Source organism: Weissella cibaria (assembly GCF_004521965.1).
Classification (GTDB): domain Bacteria; phylum Bacillota; class Bacilli; order Lactobacillales; family Lactobacillaceae; genus Weissella; species Weissella cibaria_A.
Map to the genome: position 1 here is coordinate 14,668 of NZ_SDGK01000080.1, position 18,467 is coordinate 33,134.

An 18,467-nucleotide genomic window follows, 5' to 3' on the forward strand; every position below is an offset into this window, starting at 1 on the left:
TACGCCTTGCGCCGGAATGGCAAGTTTCCTTGTTATTGGTGTATCTGTACTGTAAAATTGACAAAGAATGTTATCCAGGTGATGAGAAAACATCCTAATCGGCGATAGTCGATTGGTAACTGTGGTAACAGACAATAATTAATGAAATGAATGGGCCTGAACGGGCGTAGGGGGGGCAACCCCTGTTAATAAAAAGGGTGAAAATAATGAAGAAATTGGTTATCCATGGTGGTCGACGCCTGAGTGGCGAAGTGACTATCGGTGGCGCAAAGAATTCAACAGTGGCATTGATTCCGGCGGCGATTCTAGCAGAAACGCCAGTGAAGTTTGATAGTGTGCCTGATATTTTAGATGTATACAACTTGCAAGTGATTTTGGAATCAATGAACGTCACGTCAACATTTAAGGGTGGCGAATTGATGATTGACCCAACTGAAATTGTCGAAGCAAAATTGCCTTCGACGGCGATTAAGTCTTTGCGTGCCTCATATTACTTTATGGGTTCTTTGCTTGGCCGTTTTGGTCGCGCAACGGTAACGTTCCCTGGTGGGGATAACATTGGGCCACGACCAATTGACCAACACATTAAAGGGTTTGAAGCGCTTGGTGCGAAGGTTCGCGAAGAAAATGATACGGTCTACATCACAGCCGACGATGGACTAAAGGGTGCTCGTATTTTCTTGGATATGGTATCAGTAGGTGCAACCATGAACATCATCTTGGCTGCTGTACACGCTGAAGGAACAACGATTCTGGAAAATGCAGCCCGTGAGCCTGAAATTATCGATTTGGCAACGTTCTTGAACAACATGGGTGCACAAATTCGTGGAGCTGGTACGGATGTCATTCGAATTACTGGTGTGCCTAAGCTAGAGTCAAAGAATACGCACACGATTATTCCTGATCGTATTGAAGCGGGAACTTATTTGGCGTTGGCTGCGGCGCAAGGTGATGGGGTTTTGGTTAAGAATGTTATTCCAGAACACTTAGAATCGTTTACGGCTAAAATGATTGAGATGGGTGTGCAATTGGATGTACGTGAAGATAGTATTTACGTACCGAAGTCAGAAAACCTGACACCAATTCACATTAAGACAGCGCCATTCCCTGGTTTTGCCACTGACTTGCAACAACCGATTACGGCATTGCTAACATTAGCTGATGGTGAAAGCGTGATTACGGACACGGTTTATCCAGAGCGCACACGCCACATTCCAGAACTGCAAAAGTTAGGTGTGGCAATTGAAAACCCTGAATATGGTCAAATCACGGTTACTAAGAGTAATAACTTCCATGGCGCTAGTGTGGCTGCTGCTGAAATTCGTGCGGGTGCTTCATTGGTCACTGCTGGCCTAATGGCAGATGGCATTACAGAAGTAACCAATGCTGAGCACGTTTTGCGTGGTTACGATCACATCATCCACAAGTTAACGATGTTGAATGCTGACATTCAAATTGTGGAAGATTAATTTACGTTAATCACAGCTTTAAATTTTAAAAATTAAACCGTCTTTACGACCGGAATGACGCGTCGTGAGGGCGGTTTTGTTATGATTCTATTAATTTTCTGCTACCGTGTTACTTGCTAATTACTTGTTAACAAGATATGATAGATAAGTTACAAAAAGGACTGTTGCCAAAATCAAACGCAGTATGGATGCCGGATTGTGTCTAGTTTGAATTTTGTTCGTAGTTCGCGATATATAGAGCGCGATTGACTCCGCAATCGCAACTGGAGGAAATATTTTGAAGTTTTCAGAGTTGGGTCTATCACAAGACCTATTGACGGCCATTGAGAAGCATGGCTATGTAGAGGCCACGCCAATCCAGGAACAGACGATTCCTTTGACTTTAGCTGGTAAGGACGTTATCGGTCAAGCCCAAACGGGAACCGGTAAGACGGCCGCTTTCGGATTGCCAATCTTGAACATGATTGACACTGATAGCAACCAAGTACAAGCACTTGTTGTCTCACCAACACGTGAATTGGCTATTCAAACACAAGATGAGCTATTCAAGTTGGGACGCGATAAGCGTGTTAAGGTACAAGCTGTCTTTGGTGGTGCTGATATTCGCCGCCAAATCAACGGTTTGAGCCATGGTGCTCACATCGTTGTTGGAACACCTGGTCGTTTGATCGACCACATCAACCGTGGCACGATCAACTTATCAAACGTTAAGACTTTGGTCTTGGACGAAGCTGACGAAATGTTGAACATGGGATTCTTGGAAGACATCGAGTCTATCTTGAAGGCTGTTCCTGATCAACGTCAAACGTTGTTGTTCTCAGCAACGATGCCACCTGCTATCAAGCGTATTGGTGTGCAATTTATGACGGAACCAGAGCACATTCAAATCGCTGCCAAGGAATTGACAACTGATTTGGTTGAGCAATACTACGTTCGCGTGCGTGACTTTGAAAAGTTTGACACGTTGACGCACATCTTGGATGTTCAACAACCTAAGTTGGCCATTTTGTTTGGTCGTACAAAGCGCCGTGTTGATGAATTGACACGTGGTTTGGAATTGCGTGGCTTTAACGCTGCTGGTATCCACGGTGACTTGACGCAACAAAAGCGTTCACAAGTTTTGAAGCAATTTAAGAATGGTGAAATCAAGATTTTGGTTGCCACTGACGTTGCTGCGCGTGGATTGGACGTTTCAGGTGTTGACTACGTTTACAACTTTGACATTCCACAAGATTCAGAATCATACGTTCACCGTATCGGCCGTACTGGTCGTGCTGGTGCGCACGGAACTTCTGTAACGTTCATCTCAAATGCTGAAATGGACTACTTGAAGGACATTGAAAAGTTGACTAAGAAGCGTATGTTGCCATTGAAGCCACCTACTCGTGAAGAGGCATTGGCTGGTCGTATGTCAGTTGCAGCTGATTCAGTTGAAGCAGTTATTGCAGCAACTTCAGGATCAGTTGATTCAGAAGTTATCGATACTTTGGTTGAAAAGTACGATGCAAAGACTTTGGCTACAGCATTGTTGGGAGCTGTTGCAAACGTTTCAGAGATGGATGCTGAATTCACGTTGTCACGTGAGCGTCCATTGCCACGTAAGCGTTCAGGCTTCGGTGGTGGTTCACGCAATGGTGGTGGCTACCGTGGTCGTCGTGATGGCGATCGTCGTGGCGGTGGTTACCGTGGTCGTCGTGATGGTGGTCGCGATGGCGAACGCGGACAACGCGAACGTCGTTCGTTCGACCGCGGTGCCCGCACCGGTTCAGGTGATCGTTCACAACGTGGTCGCTCAGGTGCACCACGTCGTCAATCACGTGACTTTGTCATTAAGAATAACGATTAATAAAGAAGGCTGGTTGCATGACCGGCCTTTTTTTGCGCAAAAATTTTGAATAGCAAACCAGATTTCTCAGCACAAGTTCTCTTTTTTATGCACGGTAATCGGGGTATAATGAGACAATAATTTACGGACTGGGAGGTCGATTATAATGATTATCGGACAAGGCATCGATGCACAAGTAATTAGCGATGTTGCGCGTTTGGCAGAACGTCGCCCTGAGTTTATTGATGTCGTGTTGACACCAGCAGAGCGTGAGGTGTTTGACGTACGCAAGGGTAAGCACCAAATGGAATTTTTAGCTGGCCGTTTTTCTATTAAAGAAGCGTACAGTAAAGCCATTGGTACGGGCATTGGGTCTGAGGCCCACTGGCACGACATGGAAGTATTACCAAATGAAGCTGGACAACCAGTCATGGTCAAGCACCCCAAGCAAGACGAGGCGGTGGCACATATTTCAATTTCACACACAGGTGGTACCGTACATAGTTCAGTAATTTTGGAATCGTTGGCGTCTTTACACCAACCGGTCAGTGAACGTCGCCCCTCTTGGTTGGAAATTTCAGCCGAGTCTTTGGCAAATAACGTGGCCTACGTGCGCGAACTGACCGAAACCAACCGGTTCTTTGCGGTTGTTAAAGCGAACGCATATGGGCATGGACTGCCACAAATTGTGACGGCGGCTAAACGTGCTAGTGTGGATGGATTTGCAGTGGCGACAATTGATGAAGGGGTTTGGTTGCGCCAATTTGGTGTGAAGTTACCTATTTTGATTTTGGGTGTGACGTCAGTGTCGTATGTGGCCGACTTAGCAAAGTATGCTTTAATTCCCGCTGTAGCCAGCGAGGCATGGCTGGAAGAAGCCCTAAGTCAACTTAAGTCTGAGGCAACCTTAACAGTATCGGTTGCGGTGGATACTGGCATGGGCCGAATCGGTATTCGTAATCGCGAGGAACTTGAGCGGGTGGTTGCAAAGTTGAATGCGACTGATAACGTTGTGTTCCAAGGTATTGGTATGCACTTTGCAACAGCTGATGGGAATGATACGGTCTATTTTGAAAGGCAATTAGCCAAGTGGCACGAGTTGACAGATGAATTGGATTTGCCAGCCGATATTTGGCGCCATTTGGCCAACTCGGGTACGTCATTGTGGCATGATCAACCAAGCACGGATGCAGTTCGCGTTGGGGCGGCCATGTATGGATTCGATGCCTCACAGGGAGCCTTGCCAAATCGTGATTTACAACCAGTTTTGTCATTGAAGGCTGAGTTGGTTCACGTTAAGCAGGTGCCAGCTGGTACGTCAATTTCGTACGGGGCAACTTATACAACGACGGAACCAGAATGGATTGGGACAGTGCCAGTCGGATACGCGGATGGCTATCCACGTGCTCTCCAAGGCATGGATGTGTTGCTACCAGATGGCCGTCGAGCAGAATTAGTTGGCCGAATTGCAATGGATCAATTTATGATTCGACTACCAGAAGAGATGCCGGTTGGAACGGTTGTCACGCTGATTGGCCGGGTCGGCGATGAAGAAATTACGTTAGTTGATTTGGCAAATAAGATGGATACGATTCCCTATGAAATCGCCACCGGATTGTCACCAAGATTACCACGTCATTTAGTGAAGTAGAGAGAGCGTATGGCAAGTCGACATGATATCAAACGCGGTGACATTTTTTTTGCGGATTTGTCACCTGTTGTGGGATCGGAACAAGGCGGGCAACGGCCAGTAGTGATTATTCAAAATGATGTGGGTAATCAACACGCGCCAACTGTGATTGTTGCACCGATTACTGCGCAAATTGCAAAGCCTAAGATGCCAACCCATGTGGGGTTACCGGCTGAATTAGAGGATACTGGGATCGCTCGCAATTCGGTAATTTTGTTGGAACAGATTCGAACGATTGATAAGCGCCGATTGCAAGATAAAATTGGTCTTGTCCCAGGTCATCTGGTGGCAAAGCTAGATCAAGCGCTGGTTATTAGTTTAGGCTTAGTTTAACCCCTTATTTTTCAGAATAGTTGCAAATAGCTGTTAAAATAATAGCAATAAATAAAAGGAGGAGTGGTGCTCATGGAACACTTTAATGTGGGTATTATTGGTTCAGGCCCTGCTGGTTTGTCAGCGGCCTTTCCATTGCAAGCAGCTGGCCAATCAGTTGTGATTGTCGAAGAGTATCTCTGGGGTGGTACCTGCCCTAATTATGGTTGCGATCCTAAGAAGGTCTTGTTGGCGGCTGTTGAAGCTAAGGAACAAGCAGAATGGATGCAACACACAGGCTTGATCGGTCACAATGAGATTGACTGGCCAGCCTTGATGGAACACAAGATGGCATACACGGATCCTGTACCTGCTCGTAAAATTGCGGGCTTGGATGATGCGGGTATTACACACAAGTACGGACATGCATACTTTGTTGATGAGCACACTGTCTCAACGGGAACGGAAACGTTCACGGCTGATAAGTGGATTATCGCAACGGGTGCGCGTCCCGCGCGTTTGTCAGTGCCTGGTGATGAATTGTTGCACGACAATGAGGACTTTTTGAACTTGCCTAAGATGCCAGAAGAAGTGGCCTTCATCGGTGCTGGCTTCATTGCCATCGAATTTGCCGGTATTGCAGCGGCGGCGGGTGCTAAGGTACACGTTGTTGCTAAGCACGATGTTATTCTACGTGAGTTTGACCAAGATTTGACGCAAGATTTGATTGCGCAAATGGAGAGCAAGGGAATTACGTTCCACTGGAACTTCGATACCGCTGCCGTAGAAGAAACGGCAGACGGTCGCTTTGATATCGTTGCGGCAGATGGTCGTCGTGTAACAAGCGGTATGCCATTTATTGCAGCTGGTCGTGCAGGTAATACAGAAGACTTGAGCTTGGATGCAGCCGGCGTTGAAGTGGCGGGTAACGGTATCAAGGTTATGGCTGATTTGCGTACGACGAACCCTAACATTTTTGCGGTAGGTGACGTTGCTGAATCGCCTGTACCAAAGTTGACGCCAACTGGTGCCTATGAGGCACGTTATGTGGCTGGCTTGTTGACTGGTACCGAGCCAGAAAAAATTTCATACCCGGCTATTCCAACGATGGTCTACGGATCACCAAAGCTGGGGCAAGTTGGTATGTCAGCTGTTGAGGCTGAAGCAAAAGGCATGCGTGTTAACTCAATTGACATGACACCTTGGCTAGCATATTGGCGTCATAAGGAACCGATTGCGAAAGCAAAGGTTGTCTTAGACGAAAAGGGCGTTATTATCGGTGCAACTGTTTTGAGTGCTGAGGCGGATGAGTTGTTGAACTACTTCACAGTGGCTATCAACCAAAAGCAAGACAAGTGGGCGATTAAGCACAACTTGTACTCATACCCATCTATTGCATCAGATATGGGCTTCTTTGCCTAATCATATAAATAATGAAAAACCATTGATGACTTTAAAAAGTTGTCGATGGCTTTTTCGTTATATGGTATTTTTTGCATAGTATCACTTTAAAATAACATTACACTGAGAACAGTAACTTGGTTTCTCTTATTGTTATTGAATTTTGCTGTCAAATAGAATTTTTTTATTATTTTCGTCCACATAAAAAATTGGTTAACCGATAATATGTAATTTTAATATGTGTTTAAGGTTGCGGGGGTATTTTAAGGTACGAAATATTTGTCATATTGACGATAAGTAAATTTAAAAAAAGTTACACAAGGAGATAGACATGAAGGAAGAACAGGATTTTCGCAAGACAAAGCCTGTGATGAAGTTTATTGGACAGACCGTATTTTATGCATTGGTTATCCTGGCTTTGATTTACCTTTATGGTTATTCAGGCTTGGGACAGGGCCACTTTATTTATAACGAATTCTAATTTGAGATTGTTTTATTTATAGAAAGAAGATTTTGAGATTATCATGCAAATTACAAACATGCTTGCAACGATTGATGACTATGCTAAGACGCAACCAGATATGGCTGTCTACAACGTCCTTGGTGACACGCACACATACGCTGATTTGAAGCGCGATTCAGATGGCTTGGCTGCCTATGTTGATTCATTGGGCTTGCCTGATAAGTCATTGGTGATGGTGTTTGGTGGTCAAGAATATGAGATGCTTGCGACCTTTGTTGGGTTGAGTAAGTCAGGTCACGCCTATGCGCCAGTTGACGTGAACTCAGCTAACGAGCGTTTAACGAATATTTTGACAATTGGTGAACCAAAGTTGGTGATCGCTATCGATCCATTGCCAATCGACATTACATCGGTACCCGTTGTGACATTGGACCAAGTGCACGAAGCCTTTGCTTCAAAGGCTGATTATGAGATGACGCACGCTGTATCTGGTGACGATAACTACTACATTATCTTTACGTCAGGAACGACCGGTTTGCCTAAGGGTGTGCAAATTTCACACAACAACTTGTTGTCATACACAAACTGGATGTTGAATACGGATGATTTTGATGTCCCAACACAACCACAAATGTTGGCACAACCACCATACTCATTCGATTTGTCAGTCATGTACTGGGCCCCAACGTTGGTAATGGGTGGTACGTTATACGCTTTGCCAAAGCACGTCACTGAAAACTTCAAGGAATTGTTTGCAGCTTTGCCTGAATTGCCAATTCAAGTTTGGACATCGACGCCATCATTCGCTGATATGGCCATGTTGTCAGAATACTTTAACGCTGAAAAGATGCCAACTATTAAGTACTTCTACTTTGATGGTGAAGAATTGACTGTAAGTACAGCAGCAAAGTTGCACGAGCGCTTCCCAGAAGCTCGCATTGTGAATGCCTATGGTCCAACTGAAGCGACGGTTGCTTTGTCTGCAGTTGCGATCACACCAGCAATGATTGAAAAGGCTGAGCGTTTGCCAATTGGCTTCCCTAAGCCAGATTCACCAACTTTTGTCATGGACGAAGATGGTAACAAGTTGCCAGCTGGTGAACAAGGCGAAATCATTGTGTCTGGCCCAGCAGTTTCAAAGGGGTACTTGAACAATCCTGAAAAGACTGCTGCAGCCTTCTTTGAGTTAGATGGGCAACCAGCTTACCACACGGGTGACTTAGGTTACTTTGATGAAGAGGGTTTGTTGCACTATGGTGGTCGTTTAGACTTCCAAATCAAGTTCAATGGTTACCGTATCGAGTTGGAAGAAGTGTCACACATCTTGAAATTGTCACAATATGTTGAATCAGCGGTTGCTGTGCCACGTTATAACGACCAACACAAGGTGCAAAACTTATTGGCCTATGTCGTGGTCAAGCCTGGCGTTCGTGAGCAATTCGAAAAGGATTTGCAATTGACTAAGGCAATTAAGGAAGATTTGCAAAATGATATGATGCCATACATGATGCCTTCACGCTTCATGTACCGCGAAGACTTGCCAATTACGCCAAATGGTAAGATTAATATTAAGGCGTTGATTGCTGAGGTTAATAACCGATGATGAACTGGTTGCAAGAGCTACCGAATTGGCAGCCATACGGCGATCCTCAATATTTCATCTATTTGCTTGTTGCGCTAATTCCAGTTGTGGTGGCATTACTCTTTGGTAAGCGCATTAATTGGTACGAAGGCTTAGTATCATTAGCGTTTATTGTCTTGATGTTCGCCGGCTCGCACTGGCAACAATTTATTGCCTTAATCGGGTATATTATCTGGCAGGCTGTGATGGTCTTTGGCTATGCTAAATATCGACAAAAGGCGGATAATAAGTGGGTATTCTATGGTGCCGTATTCTTAGATGTATTGCCATTAGCGATCGTGAAGATCACACCAGCTGTTGCGATGGGGCAAAATTCATTGCTTGGCTTTCTAGGGATTTCCTACTTGATGTTCCGTTCGGTCGGCATGTTGATGGAGATGCGTGATGGTGTGTTGAAGGAATTCACCTTTGGCCAATTCTTACGCTTTATGCTCTTCATGCCAACCTTGTCTTCAGGACCAATTGATCGGTTCCGGCGCTTTGCGGAAGATTATGAAACGGTACCTGACCGGGATAAGTACCTGGGGATGATTGAAAAAGCGGTCCACTATTTGTTCTTAGGCTTCTTTTACAAGTTCATCTTGGCTTACATTTTTGGGACACTGCTTTTGCCGGGCTTAAAGCATGAGGCACTGGTTGCTGGAGGACTAATTAATTGGCCAACGATTGGTGTCATGTATGCGTACGGTTTCGACTTGTTCTTCGACTTTGCCGGGTACTCATTGTTCGCAGTGGCAATTTCGTACTTAATGAGTGTTGAGACGCCAATGAACTTTGATAAGCCATTTATGGCAAAAAACTTAAAGGACTTTTGGAATCGGTGGCACATGTCACTAAGTTTTTGGTTCCGTGATTTTATCTTTATGCGCCTAGTGATGGTGTTCATGCGCCACAAGGTGTTTAAGAACCGTAATGTCACGTCTGGTGTGGTTTATGTGATTAACATGACGATCATGGGATTTTGGCATGGTGTAACTTGGTATTACATCAGTTATGGTATTTTCCACGGGCTAGCCTTGGTGATTAATGATTGGTGGCTGCGTTATAAGCGTCGCCATAAGAAGCATATTCCGCACAATAAGTTCACGGAAGGGTTTGCAATTTTCCTAACGTTTAACATTGTTATGATTAGCTTCTTGCTGTTCTCTGGATTCTTGGACCAACTTTGGTTCCATAATCACTAGTAATGAATGAGGTATATAAAAATGGATGTAAAGACTGAAGTATTGGGAATGATTAACGATTTGTTCTTGGAAGACGTATCAGACATGATGGATGAAGATTTGTTTGATGCTGGTGTCTTAGACTCAATGGGAACGGTTGAACTAGTGCTTGAAATCGAATCTAAGTTTAACATTAAGGTACCAGTTTCTGAAATGGGTCGTGATGACTGGAACACAGTAAACAAGATTATTGAAGGTATCAAGGAGTTGCAAAATGCTTAAGCGTTTGGGCCTGATTTTTGGTCCAGTCATCGTTGCGGTCGTTGCGGTTGTGGCCGGTATTATGTTGATGCCGGAGGACAATAATAAGCACGCTTATCAATCTGAGCAGCGATCTGCCAATGCCTTAACACCAATTGTGTTTAAGAACCAAACCCTTAAGCAACGGGCCTTAAGCGATAAGCGACACCGCTTCGTACCGTTCTTCGGTTCTAGTGAGTGGAGCCGTATGGATACGTTCCACCCATCCGTTTTGGCGGAAGGGTATCACCGATCATACCGGCCTTTCTTATTGGGACAACGTGGGGCACAGTCATTGACGCAGTACTTTGGCATGCAACAAATCACAAAGCAATTGACCAATAAGCAGGCGGTGTACGTGATTTCACCACAGTGGTTTGTGAAGCAGGGTGAAGATCCAAATGCGTTTAAATATTACTTTAACCAAGCACAAGCATTAACGTGGTTACAACATGCTAAGGGGACCACAGCTGATCGTTATGCGGCGAAGCGTTTGTTGGCAATGAATGTCTCTTCATCACTGACCGGTTATCTACGACGTATTGCTGACGGTAAAAAACTGACAGCAAATGATCAAGGCTGGATTAGTATGAAGCTACGTTTCTTGAACCATGAGGATTCATTATTTGCTGATATGCAGTTGGGTAATAATTATACGAAGCGTGTGTTGCCTAAGACAGATAACTTGCCAAAAACGTACAATGAAACAAAATTGAACGCTTTAGCTGATCAGTATGCCGCAGAGCACACGAAGTCAAACCAGTTTGGTATTGATGATAAGTTTTATCAACAACGTGTTGCCAAGCAATTGGGGAAGCTACGTGGGTCACAGCGTCAGTTTAATTATTTGCAGTCACCTGAATATGGCGATTTGCAGTTGGCCTTACAACAGTTTGCAGCGACACATACCAATGTGCTCTTTGTTATCCAACCAGTTAATGAAAAATGGGCGGCATACACGGGACTTGATATGAAGATGTATGACCAGACAGTTGCGAAGATTAAGTCACAGTTAACGACACAAGGTTTTATGAATATTGCTGATTTTTCCCAATCAGGGGGTAAGCAATATTTCATGCAAGATACCATCCACATGGGGTGGCGCGGTTGGCTAGCGTTCGATAAGCGGGTTAACCACTTCTTAACAACACCACAATCAACGCCTACTTATCACATGCGGGATAAGTATTATGGTCATGACTGGATGACGGCGACATCAGTGAATTAAACCAAGAGTGGTGGCGATGCGTCACCACTTTTTTAGTAGGAGTAAGGAAATGAATCAGCGAAAATTAATGATTAGTGTAGTTGTCTTAGCAACTAGTGTCATGACAATGGTTGGTGGCGTAGCGCGACCTGTTGTGGCGGCGAAGCACCACGTTAGTTGGGCCAAAACCCCATTTAGTCACGATCCAGCGATGACCGATTTAGCAAAGCGCACAGTTGCTAAAAACAAGCTTTCAGGTAGTCTATTAGTTGTTCGTGATAATAAGCCAGTTTTGTATCAGGCGTATGGGCACACCCTGACGACGCCTAATCAAGCGTTGAATGTCCAATCGGAATACGAAATGGCCTCAATTCAGAAAAATTTAACAGCCATCATGTTGATGCGGGCACTTGCAGATCATCATCTGACATTAGGCACAACGGTTAGCCACTTTTTGCCATCGCTACCAAACGCTAAAAAAATTACCATGCGTCAGTTATTGACGATGACGTCTAATTACCATTTGACGAGAGTTTCTAAGGAAGATTTGAATGAACAGGCGTATTTGAATTTTGACATGCAACATATCAAGATCAAGCAAACGCCAAAGTGGCGTTACGAAGCTGGTAATTATGATGTCATCGCGATGATTCTTCGTCAGTTACAAGGTAAATCGTATGATGATCAATTTAATGCGCTGTATAACCAACACCAAGGATATAATTTCCAAGGTTATGATGCATTTACGAAGTCGCCGTACTATACTGAAAGTCAAAAAGAAACCGGCCAACATTATGATGGGCCGGCCATGATTTATAACCGTGAGATTGGTACTGGGGCAAAGGCAACGTCTGTTGTTAACATGTATGAATTCTTAGAAGACGAACTACACGGCAAACTATTGTCTAAAAGTGCTTGGCAAAATATGACCAAAACAAATGGTAATGAGCAATATGCTAGTGGACTTTACCATCAAGCAGACGGCTCGCTCTATTTGCACGGTTTAATTCAGGGATACGAACCGACTATTAAAACGTCCCGTGATGGACACACAATGGTGATTTGGTTCAGTAATCGTATGACCCAAAAAACGCATGCAAACGCGGCCTTTGCGCAACTGATGTTCCGGGCGGCGACTGAATAGAGAGGGATGCTATGAAAAGATATTTGGCGGCGACGCAACAAAATATGACAACGTTATTGCCGGTTGTATTGGCCTTAACGTGGTTAGCGTTAGGACAACGACTTGTGTTGCTGCCGGATGGATTTTTTCCGACGGTGTTACATTACACAAAATTCGTGGGTAAGTTTGTTATGTTAAATGGGTTGATTGCAACCGCATTGACCATGGGATTTCAATTAGTCGGTGTGTTAGTTGTCGCCAGAACGTTGATGACCTTGCTAAAGACACACCTAAAAACGGAGCAGCTAGGGGTTTTAATTGCTTTGTCTGCCTTAATTGTGTGGCATTTGCTAGGGAACCCACAAATGATTAACTGGCTTATTATGCCAGTGTTTGTCATGTCATTGGTTTGGCCAGTGCAACGTGTCAGGCCTGAATGGCGCTTTGCTATGAGCGTTGTGGTGAATGCTTTCTATGCGCTTTATATTTTGGTGGTACAGCGTTGGTGGCAATTTAGTTTGACGGCTTACTTACAACAAGTTGTCAGTGGCTGGTTTGGTGATGGCCCGCAACATTTGTGGTCTAGCATTGTCTGGTACGTGATGGCAGTGGTTTGTAATGGCCTTGGCTTAAATAGTCTGTCAGCAGTGGTGAATCCAGATATCAGTACGACAACGGCCAACACAAATTTGGTCGCAATGTTGCAACACCACACCTTACCCAATCCATACAGTCTTTATCCGTTGGCGCCATTTGCGTTAGTGGGTAGTGCTGGCATGTTATTGGCTTTGTTCTTGGCGGTGATGATTCAGCGCCGTGTGAAACATGTATCGATTACTTGGTTGTTGGTGTTGATTCCATTATTACTAGATCAGTGGTGGCCATTAGCCTTTATGATACCAATTATGTGGCGACCACGGCTGATAGGGCGGATTGCCCTGGTCACAATTGTGAACTTATTATTAGGGGCACTACTGTTATTCCGCCACTTAGCACCCGCAGTTTATTGGGTTCCAAGTGGTACGCCTAACTTGCTGTTGGGTGGACTGGCCTCTCACCAATTGGGGGCTTATGTGATTGTCATGGTTGCGATATTACTGTTAGATATTTGGCTTTATTGGCAACCAGCAAAACGAATTTTAGAAGAGGTGACAGATGCGCAATGGACCTAAATGGGTAGTTGCCGCGGGTATGTTCATATTACTCGTGGCGATGATTATACTGGGGTTACGATGGAGTGAGGCTAAAACCTCAACAAACCGTGCGATTTTTAATTCTAAAATGACGCCAACGATTTTAATTCCAGGATCATCAGCATCACAAAATCGCTTTGATGGTTTGGTAAAGGAACTAAATAAAGGGGTTAATAAGCACAGCTTGCTGAAAGTGACCGTGAAAGAGACAGGAGCGATGACGGTTAGCGGTAAATTGCGATCCCGCGATCAGGCCCCTTATATGGTGGTGGCCTTTGAAAACAACCATGATGGTTATGCTAATATCAAAAAGCAAGCCGCGTGGTTTAATAAAGCAATTCTAATGCTGCAAAAGCGTTACCATTTCCGTCGCTTCCAAGCCATTGGTCACTCGAATGGGGGACTAATTTGGACGCGGTATTTAGAACAGTATTATCAAGCGGAAGAACTACAAGTTAATGTCTTATTGACGATTGGGTCACCATATAATTTTGCGGAAAAGAGCATTAATAACAAGACGCAAATGTTGGCGGACTTTATTAAGCACCGGAGCGCTCTTCCAATTGATTTGACGGTGTATTCGATTTTGGGTACGGAGACGTATGACGATGACGGAATTGTTCCTGAAGAATCAGTCGAGGCCGGTAAGTATATTTTCCAAAAGCAAGTTGCCCACTATACACAAATCACGGTGACGGGGGATGATGCACAGCATTCTGATTTGCCACAGAACGATCAAATCGTGCAGCTAATTCAGCAAAATGTCTTGCCAAAGCCCATGGGAAGTGAGTTGAACCGACCTAAGTCGTAGATGTGTTGCGATTTTGTAATACTGAAATGGCTAAAAATTCGTCGTTCACAATTTAATTCACCATTTCCACTTACTACAAATAGTTTTGAAGAGTTAGTAAGTAACTTTTGAAAGGTAGTTGACGGTGGCAAACGCCAACTACTAAAATTCTTAGTTGGGTAAGAGCGGCTGAGAGGGATAAAGAGAATTGGTTGGAAAAAAGCACCAGGTGGAGAGACCTGGTGCTTTTTTCGTGCGATTTTTTTTGGGGACCGTGTCTCAGCCTTCTAATTCAGCAAGACGGAGCAGCACATCAGTCAACCCTCACACCTCGTTGCAACGCGACGAACCATCTGACGTTATCGAAATAGTTTTTCTGAGGGAATTGAGCGTATAATGGTTGAATTAAAATAAGGAAAGAAAGTAAGGTGAGCGATTATGCATGCAGATCAACCAGTAGAACAAGAACGACTAGATAAAGTGGTTGTTGAAATTGATCAGCAGTTGGAAAATGCGAAGGACGCATACACACAAGCTCATTATGAAACACGTGCCGTTGAAGGTAACTACATCGACAATACGTCAATTAACACGTTTGAAGTCGATGATGCCATGGAAACAAATGCCGAAATTCAGCAGCAACGAAACATTGTGGCCCGTGTAACGGAAACTGAAAATATCATGCGTAAGACGGTGGATACCTTAACAATGCTTCGACCAAGTCCCTATTTTGGACGCGTTGATATTGATGAAGAAGGTGACCAGGAGTCGTTGTACATTGGCCTGGCCTCGGTTCAAGACAAAACTGGTGATTTCTTAGTGTACGATTGGCGGGCTCCGATTAGTGGTATTTACTACAACGGAACGCTGGGGAAGGTATCGTATCCCACACCAATGGGCGAGCAGGATGCGGAACTATTGAAGAAGCGTCAATTCACCATTGCAGATGCCAGTATTGTTAATATGTTTGACACGAATGAAACCGTGGGTGATGAGATGTTGCAGTATGCGCTGGGACAACAAAATGACCTGACGATGCGCAACATCGTTGCCACGATTCAACAAGAACAAAATCAAATTATTCGAGATACAACAAGTGACTTGCTGGTGGTGCAAGGTGTGGCAGGTTCAGGTAAAACGTCGGCAATTTTGCAACGCATTGCCTTTTTGCTATTCCATGCCCGTGAAGAACTTAATTCGGATCAAATCGTCTTGTTCTCACCCAATCGGTTGTTCTCAAGTTATATTGCCGATGTTCTGCCATCACTTGGTGAGCGCAATATGCGACAAGTTACGCTAGCTGAGTTTTTCAGCGCGCGTTTACAAGGACTACAAGTACAAACGTTGTTCGAACGGTATGAGGCAGGTCAAAATACAGTTAGTGATGCAAGTTTGCAGGTTCGAGAAGTACTTGAGGATGCGACGATTTTGGATGCCTTGACAGCTTTTGTCGAACAACTAACACCTACAACACTACGTTTTGACAATATCTATTTTGAAGATGATGTCTTTTTCAGCAAGGAAGCGATGACGTTGTTGTTTGCTGAATTCTCGAGCAACTATTCAGTACGTGAGCGGATTCAAATGACTCAAAAGCGCTTGATGGAACGCTTGAATAACCGGATTGACGCTTTGGTTGATGAAGACTGGGTGCTAGAAGCACTGAATAATTTGGATGACCAACAATACCGTGACCTATTAGGTGATGAACTCGCCGAGCAAGTTGCAGAAGAAGAAGAAATGAGTGATGCGATTGATGTGGCTGCGAAGCGCTACCTCGAGCGAGAATTCCAAGTGGTTGATGATGCACTATACAATATGCACTTCTTTGATATCTATAACCAATACGGTGATTTCCTATCTTACATGGCAAATCAACGGCCAGCGGAAGCGGAGTGGTGGCTATCAAAGCGCGATCGCTTTTTACGCGAGCTAGAGTATCACCGAATCGATTTAGAAGATGCAGCCCCAATGCTCTTTTTGCGTGATTTGATTACGGGTGGTGGTACGAATAAGTCGATGTTTTACGTTTTCGTTGATGAAATGCAAGACTATACCATGGCACAATTGTTGTATTTGAAGCATGCTTTCCCAGCTGCTAAATTTACGGTGTTGGGGGATGCTGAACAAGCGCTCTTCCGTGAAGTTGAGACACCAGCAGCGTTGTTGACCAAGTATACAGCCGCATTTAAAGCGACTAAGCCTAATTTAATTACATTGAATAAAGCTTACCGATCAACGCAGGAAATCATGGATTTTGTGAAAGCACTCTTGCCAGACGGCGACCACATCATGGCATTTACGCGTCCTGGTGGCAAACCAGCCCTCTATATCACCGATACAACCGGCGTCGCTGATGAATTGTGGCGTCAAGTTGATGCGTTACACCAAGAGTATAACACCGTTGCTATTTTGACCAAGACACAACCGGAAGCGGAAGCAGTGTACCGAATGCTACGCAAGTATCCTGAAAAATTCCAATTATTGCAGGCCAGTGATCGGACACGAACGTCTAACTTAGTCGTGATGCCAATATACTTAGCCAAAGGACTAGAATTTGATGCAGTGATTGGTTATGATGTGTCACAAACAAACTATCCTGATTCTGAAGCAACGGGCTTACTTTATACGTTAGCATCCAGGGCTATGCACGCTTTGACGCTCATTAGCGTTGGCCCAGTATCGAGTTTAATTCGCCAGGTGCAAGACACCTTAGAAATTCATGCATTTGGTGAATAAGAGAATGGCCGGGAATGCTTGTTATCAGTAGGAAAAACTCTTACAATGAACAGTGACGAAATTTGATTTTAGTGGCACAATACCGCTATTAGAAAGAAGAGAAACACATGGCAGAAAAGCAAGTTTTGCTAACGGGTGACCGTCCAACTGGTAAGTTGCACATCGGACACTATGTTGGCTCATTGAAGAATCGTGTTGCGATGCAAGATTCTGGTGAATATGAACCATTTATTATGATTGCAGATAAGCAAGCGTTTACTGATAACGCTCGTGACCCTGAGAAGATTCACAACTCGTTGTTGGAAGTTGCTTTGGATTATTTGGCTGTCGGTATCGACCCAGCTAAGTCAACAATTTTTGTACAATCGGCTGTACCTGAATTATCAGAGTTGACGGAGTACTTTTTGAACTTGGTTTCAATTGCGCGGTTGCAACGTAATCCAACGGTGAAGGCTGAAATCCAACAAAAGGGCTTTGGTGAAAGCATTCCAGCTGGTTTCTTCATTTACCCAGTTTCTCAAGCTGCTGATATTGCCTTGTTTAAGGGACAAGTGGTACCAGTTGGGGATGACCAAGAGCCAATGTTGGAGCAAACACGTGAGCTAGTACGTACTTTCAACAACTACTACGGTGAGGGGATTCTAGTTGAACCACAAGGTGTGTTCCCACCTAAGGGGCAAGGACGTATCCCTGGTTTGGATGGTAATGCGAAGATGTCAAAGTCGTTGAACAACGCCATCTATTTGAGTGATGATGAAGAGACCTTGTGGACGAAGGTTAAGTCAATGTACACTGATCCAGAGCACATTCGCGTCGAAGATCCTGGTCACGTTGAAGGTAATATGGTCTTTACGTACTTGGATATCTTTGACAAGGATACAGAAAAGGTTGCTGAGTTGAAGGTGCAATACCAAGCTGGCGGTTTGGGTGACATGAAGATAAAGAAGTACTTGTTTGAAGTGTTGAATGCTGAACTTGCACCAATGCGTGAGCGTCGCGCGAAGTTTGCCGGGGATCCTGAAGCTGTCTTGAACATGCTTCGTGAAGGGTCAGATAAGGCACAGGCTACGGCGCAAGCAACAATGCGTGAAGTCCGCGAAGCAATGGGCATCCAATACTGGGGTTAAGCCGTTGTACTGACGAATACCGT

The 18,467-nt window shown here is 44.5% G+C and carries 15 protein-coding genes; all 15 read left to right on the top strand.

Annotation, left to right across the window (positions count from 1 at the left end; all coding sequences use genetic code 11):
- Positions 1-206 precede the first annotated feature (206 nt).
- Positions 207-1,469 carry a UDP-N-acetylglucosamine 1-carboxyvinyltransferase gene (locus tag EST42_RS08855; RefSeq protein ID WP_134645089.1) on the top strand — a complete coding sequence of 421 codons (1,263 nt, stop codon included), beginning with the start codon at positions 207-209 and terminating at the stop codon, positions 1,467-1,469.
- Positions 1,470-1,746: 277 nt separating this feature from the next.
- Positions 1,747-3,315 carry a degradosome RNA helicase CshA gene (cshA, locus tag EST42_RS08860; protein WP_134645090.1) on the top strand — a complete coding sequence of 523 codons (1,569 nt, stop codon included), beginning with the start codon at positions 1,747-1,749 and terminating at the stop codon, positions 3,313-3,315.
- A gap of 145 nt (positions 3,316-3,460) precedes the next feature.
- Positions 3,461-4,945: an alanine racemase gene (gene alr / locus EST42_RS08865; protein WP_134645091.1), complete on the top strand. Its 1,485-nt coding sequence runs from the start codon at positions 3,461-3,463 to the stop codon at positions 4,943-4,945.
- 9 nt (positions 4,946-4,954) lie between these two features.
- Positions 4,955-5,317: a type II toxin-antitoxin system PemK/MazF family toxin gene (locus EST42_RS08870; protein WP_134645092.1), complete on the top strand. Its 363-nt coding sequence runs from the start codon at positions 4,955-4,957 to the stop codon at positions 5,315-5,317.
- Positions 5,318-5,389: 72 nt separating this feature from the next.
- The gene (locus EST42_RS08875; protein ID WP_134645093.1) at positions 5,390-6,718 is read left to right on the top strand and encodes a dihydrolipoyl dehydrogenase family protein; all 1,329 of its coding nucleotides are present in this window, start codon (positions 5,390-5,392) and stop codon (positions 6,716-6,718) included.
- 310 nt (positions 6,719-7,028) lie between these two features.
- Positions 7,029-7,178 (top strand): teichoic acid D-Ala incorporation-associated protein DltX, encoded by a 150-nt coding sequence (locus tag EST42_RS08880; RefSeq protein ID WP_134645094.1) that lies wholly within the window; start codon positions 7,029-7,031, stop codon positions 7,176-7,178.
- Positions 7,179-7,221: 43 nt separating this feature from the next.
- Entirely contained in the window at positions 7,222-8,763 is a 1,542-nt protein-coding gene (gene dltA, locus EST42_RS08885; protein WP_134645095.1) for a D-alanine--poly(phosphoribitol) ligase subunit DltA, read from the top strand.
- The gene (gene dltB / locus EST42_RS08890; protein WP_134645096.1) at positions 8,760-9,986 is read left to right on the top strand and encodes a D-alanyl-lipoteichoic acid biosynthesis protein DltB; all 1,227 of its coding nucleotides are present in this window, start codon (positions 8,760-8,762) and stop codon (positions 9,984-9,986) included. The genes dltA and dltB overlap by 4 nt, the downstream gene beginning before the upstream one ends.
- Positions 9,987-10,007: 21 nt before the next feature.
- Positions 10,008-10,247, top strand: coding sequence for a D-alanine--poly(phosphoribitol) ligase subunit DltC (gene dltC / locus EST42_RS08895; protein ID WP_134645097.1), 240 nt, complete (start codon positions 10,008-10,010; stop codon positions 10,245-10,247).
- Positions 10,240-11,493 carry a D-alanyl-lipoteichoic acid biosynthesis protein DltD gene (gene dltD, locus EST42_RS08900; RefSeq protein WP_134645098.1) on the top strand — a complete coding sequence of 418 codons (1,254 nt, stop codon included), beginning with the start codon at positions 10,240-10,242 and terminating at the stop codon, positions 11,491-11,493. The genes dltC and dltD overlap by 8 nt, the downstream gene beginning before the upstream one ends.
- A gap of 49 nt (positions 11,494-11,542) precedes the next feature.
- Entirely contained in the window at positions 11,543-12,616 is a 1,074-nt protein-coding gene (locus EST42_RS08905; RefSeq protein WP_167711214.1) for a serine hydrolase domain-containing protein, read from the top strand.
- Positions 12,617-12,627: 11 nt separating this feature from the next.
- Positions 12,628-13,767: a hypothetical protein gene (locus EST42_RS08910; RefSeq protein ID WP_134645100.1), complete on the top strand. Its 1,140-nt coding sequence runs from the start codon at positions 12,628-12,630 to the stop codon at positions 13,765-13,767.
- A complete protein-coding gene (locus EST42_RS08915; RefSeq protein WP_134645101.1) occupies positions 13,751-14,599 on the top strand; it encodes an alpha/beta hydrolase in 849 nt (282 codons plus the stop codon). Before EST42_RS08910 ends, EST42_RS08915 begins: the two co-directional genes overlap by 17 nt.
- Before the next feature lie 417 nt (positions 14,600-15,016).
- On the top strand, positions 15,017-17,317 hold the full coding sequence (helD, locus tag EST42_RS08920) for an RNA polymerase recycling motor HelD (protein ID WP_134645102.1): 2,301 nt from the start codon (positions 15,017-15,019) through the stop codon (positions 17,315-17,317).
- A gap of 107 nt (positions 17,318-17,424) precedes the next feature.
- Positions 17,425-18,444, top strand: coding sequence for a tryptophan--tRNA ligase (gene trpS, locus EST42_RS08925; protein WP_134645103.1), 1,020 nt, complete (start codon positions 17,425-17,427; stop codon positions 18,442-18,444).
- Positions 18,445-18,467 lie beyond the last annotated feature (23 nt).

Coding starts and splice junctions, on each gene's coding strand:
- EST42_RS08880 (WP_134645094.1), top strand. CDS start 7,029: ATGAAGGAAGAACAGGATTTTCGCAAGACAAAGCCTGTGATGAAGTTT.
- trpS (WP_134645103.1), top strand. CDS start 17,425: ATGGCAGAAAAGCAAGTTTTGCTAACGGGTGACCGTCCAACTGGTAAG.
- EST42_RS08910 (WP_134645100.1), top strand. CDS start 12,628: ATGAAAAGATATTTGGCGGCGACGCAACAAAATATGACAACGTTATTG.
- dltD (WP_134645098.1), top strand. CDS start 10,240: ATGCTTAAGCGTTTGGGCCTGATTTTTGGTCCAGTCATCGTTGCGGTC.
- EST42_RS08875 (WP_134645093.1), top strand. CDS start 5,390: ATGGAACACTTTAATGTGGGTATTATTGGTTCAGGCCCTGCTGGTTTG.
- EST42_RS08855 (WP_134645089.1), top strand. CDS start 207: ATGAAGAAATTGGTTATCCATGGTGGTCGACGCCTGAGTGGCGAAGTG.
- helD (WP_134645102.1), top strand. CDS start 15,017: ATGCATGCAGATCAACCAGTAGAACAAGAACGACTAGATAAAGTGGTT.
- EST42_RS08905 (WP_167711214.1), top strand. CDS start 11,543: ATGAATCAGCGAAAATTAATGATTAGTGTAGTTGTCTTAGCAACTAGT.
- dltC (WP_134645097.1), top strand. CDS start 10,008: ATGGATGTAAAGACTGAAGTATTGGGAATGATTAACGATTTGTTCTTG.
- dltA (WP_134645095.1), top strand. CDS start 7,222: ATGCAAATTACAAACATGCTTGCAACGATTGATGACTATGCTAAGACG.
- dltB (WP_134645096.1), top strand. CDS start 8,760: ATGATGAACTGGTTGCAAGAGCTACCGAATTGGCAGCCATACGGCGAT.
- alr (WP_134645091.1), top strand. CDS start 3,461: ATGATTATCGGACAAGGCATCGATGCACAAGTAATTAGCGATGTTGCG.
- EST42_RS08870 (WP_134645092.1), top strand. CDS start 4,955: ATGGCAAGTCGACATGATATCAAACGCGGTGACATTTTTTTTGCGGAT.
- EST42_RS08915 (WP_134645101.1), top strand. CDS start 13,751: ATGCGCAATGGACCTAAATGGGTAGTTGCCGCGGGTATGTTCATATTA.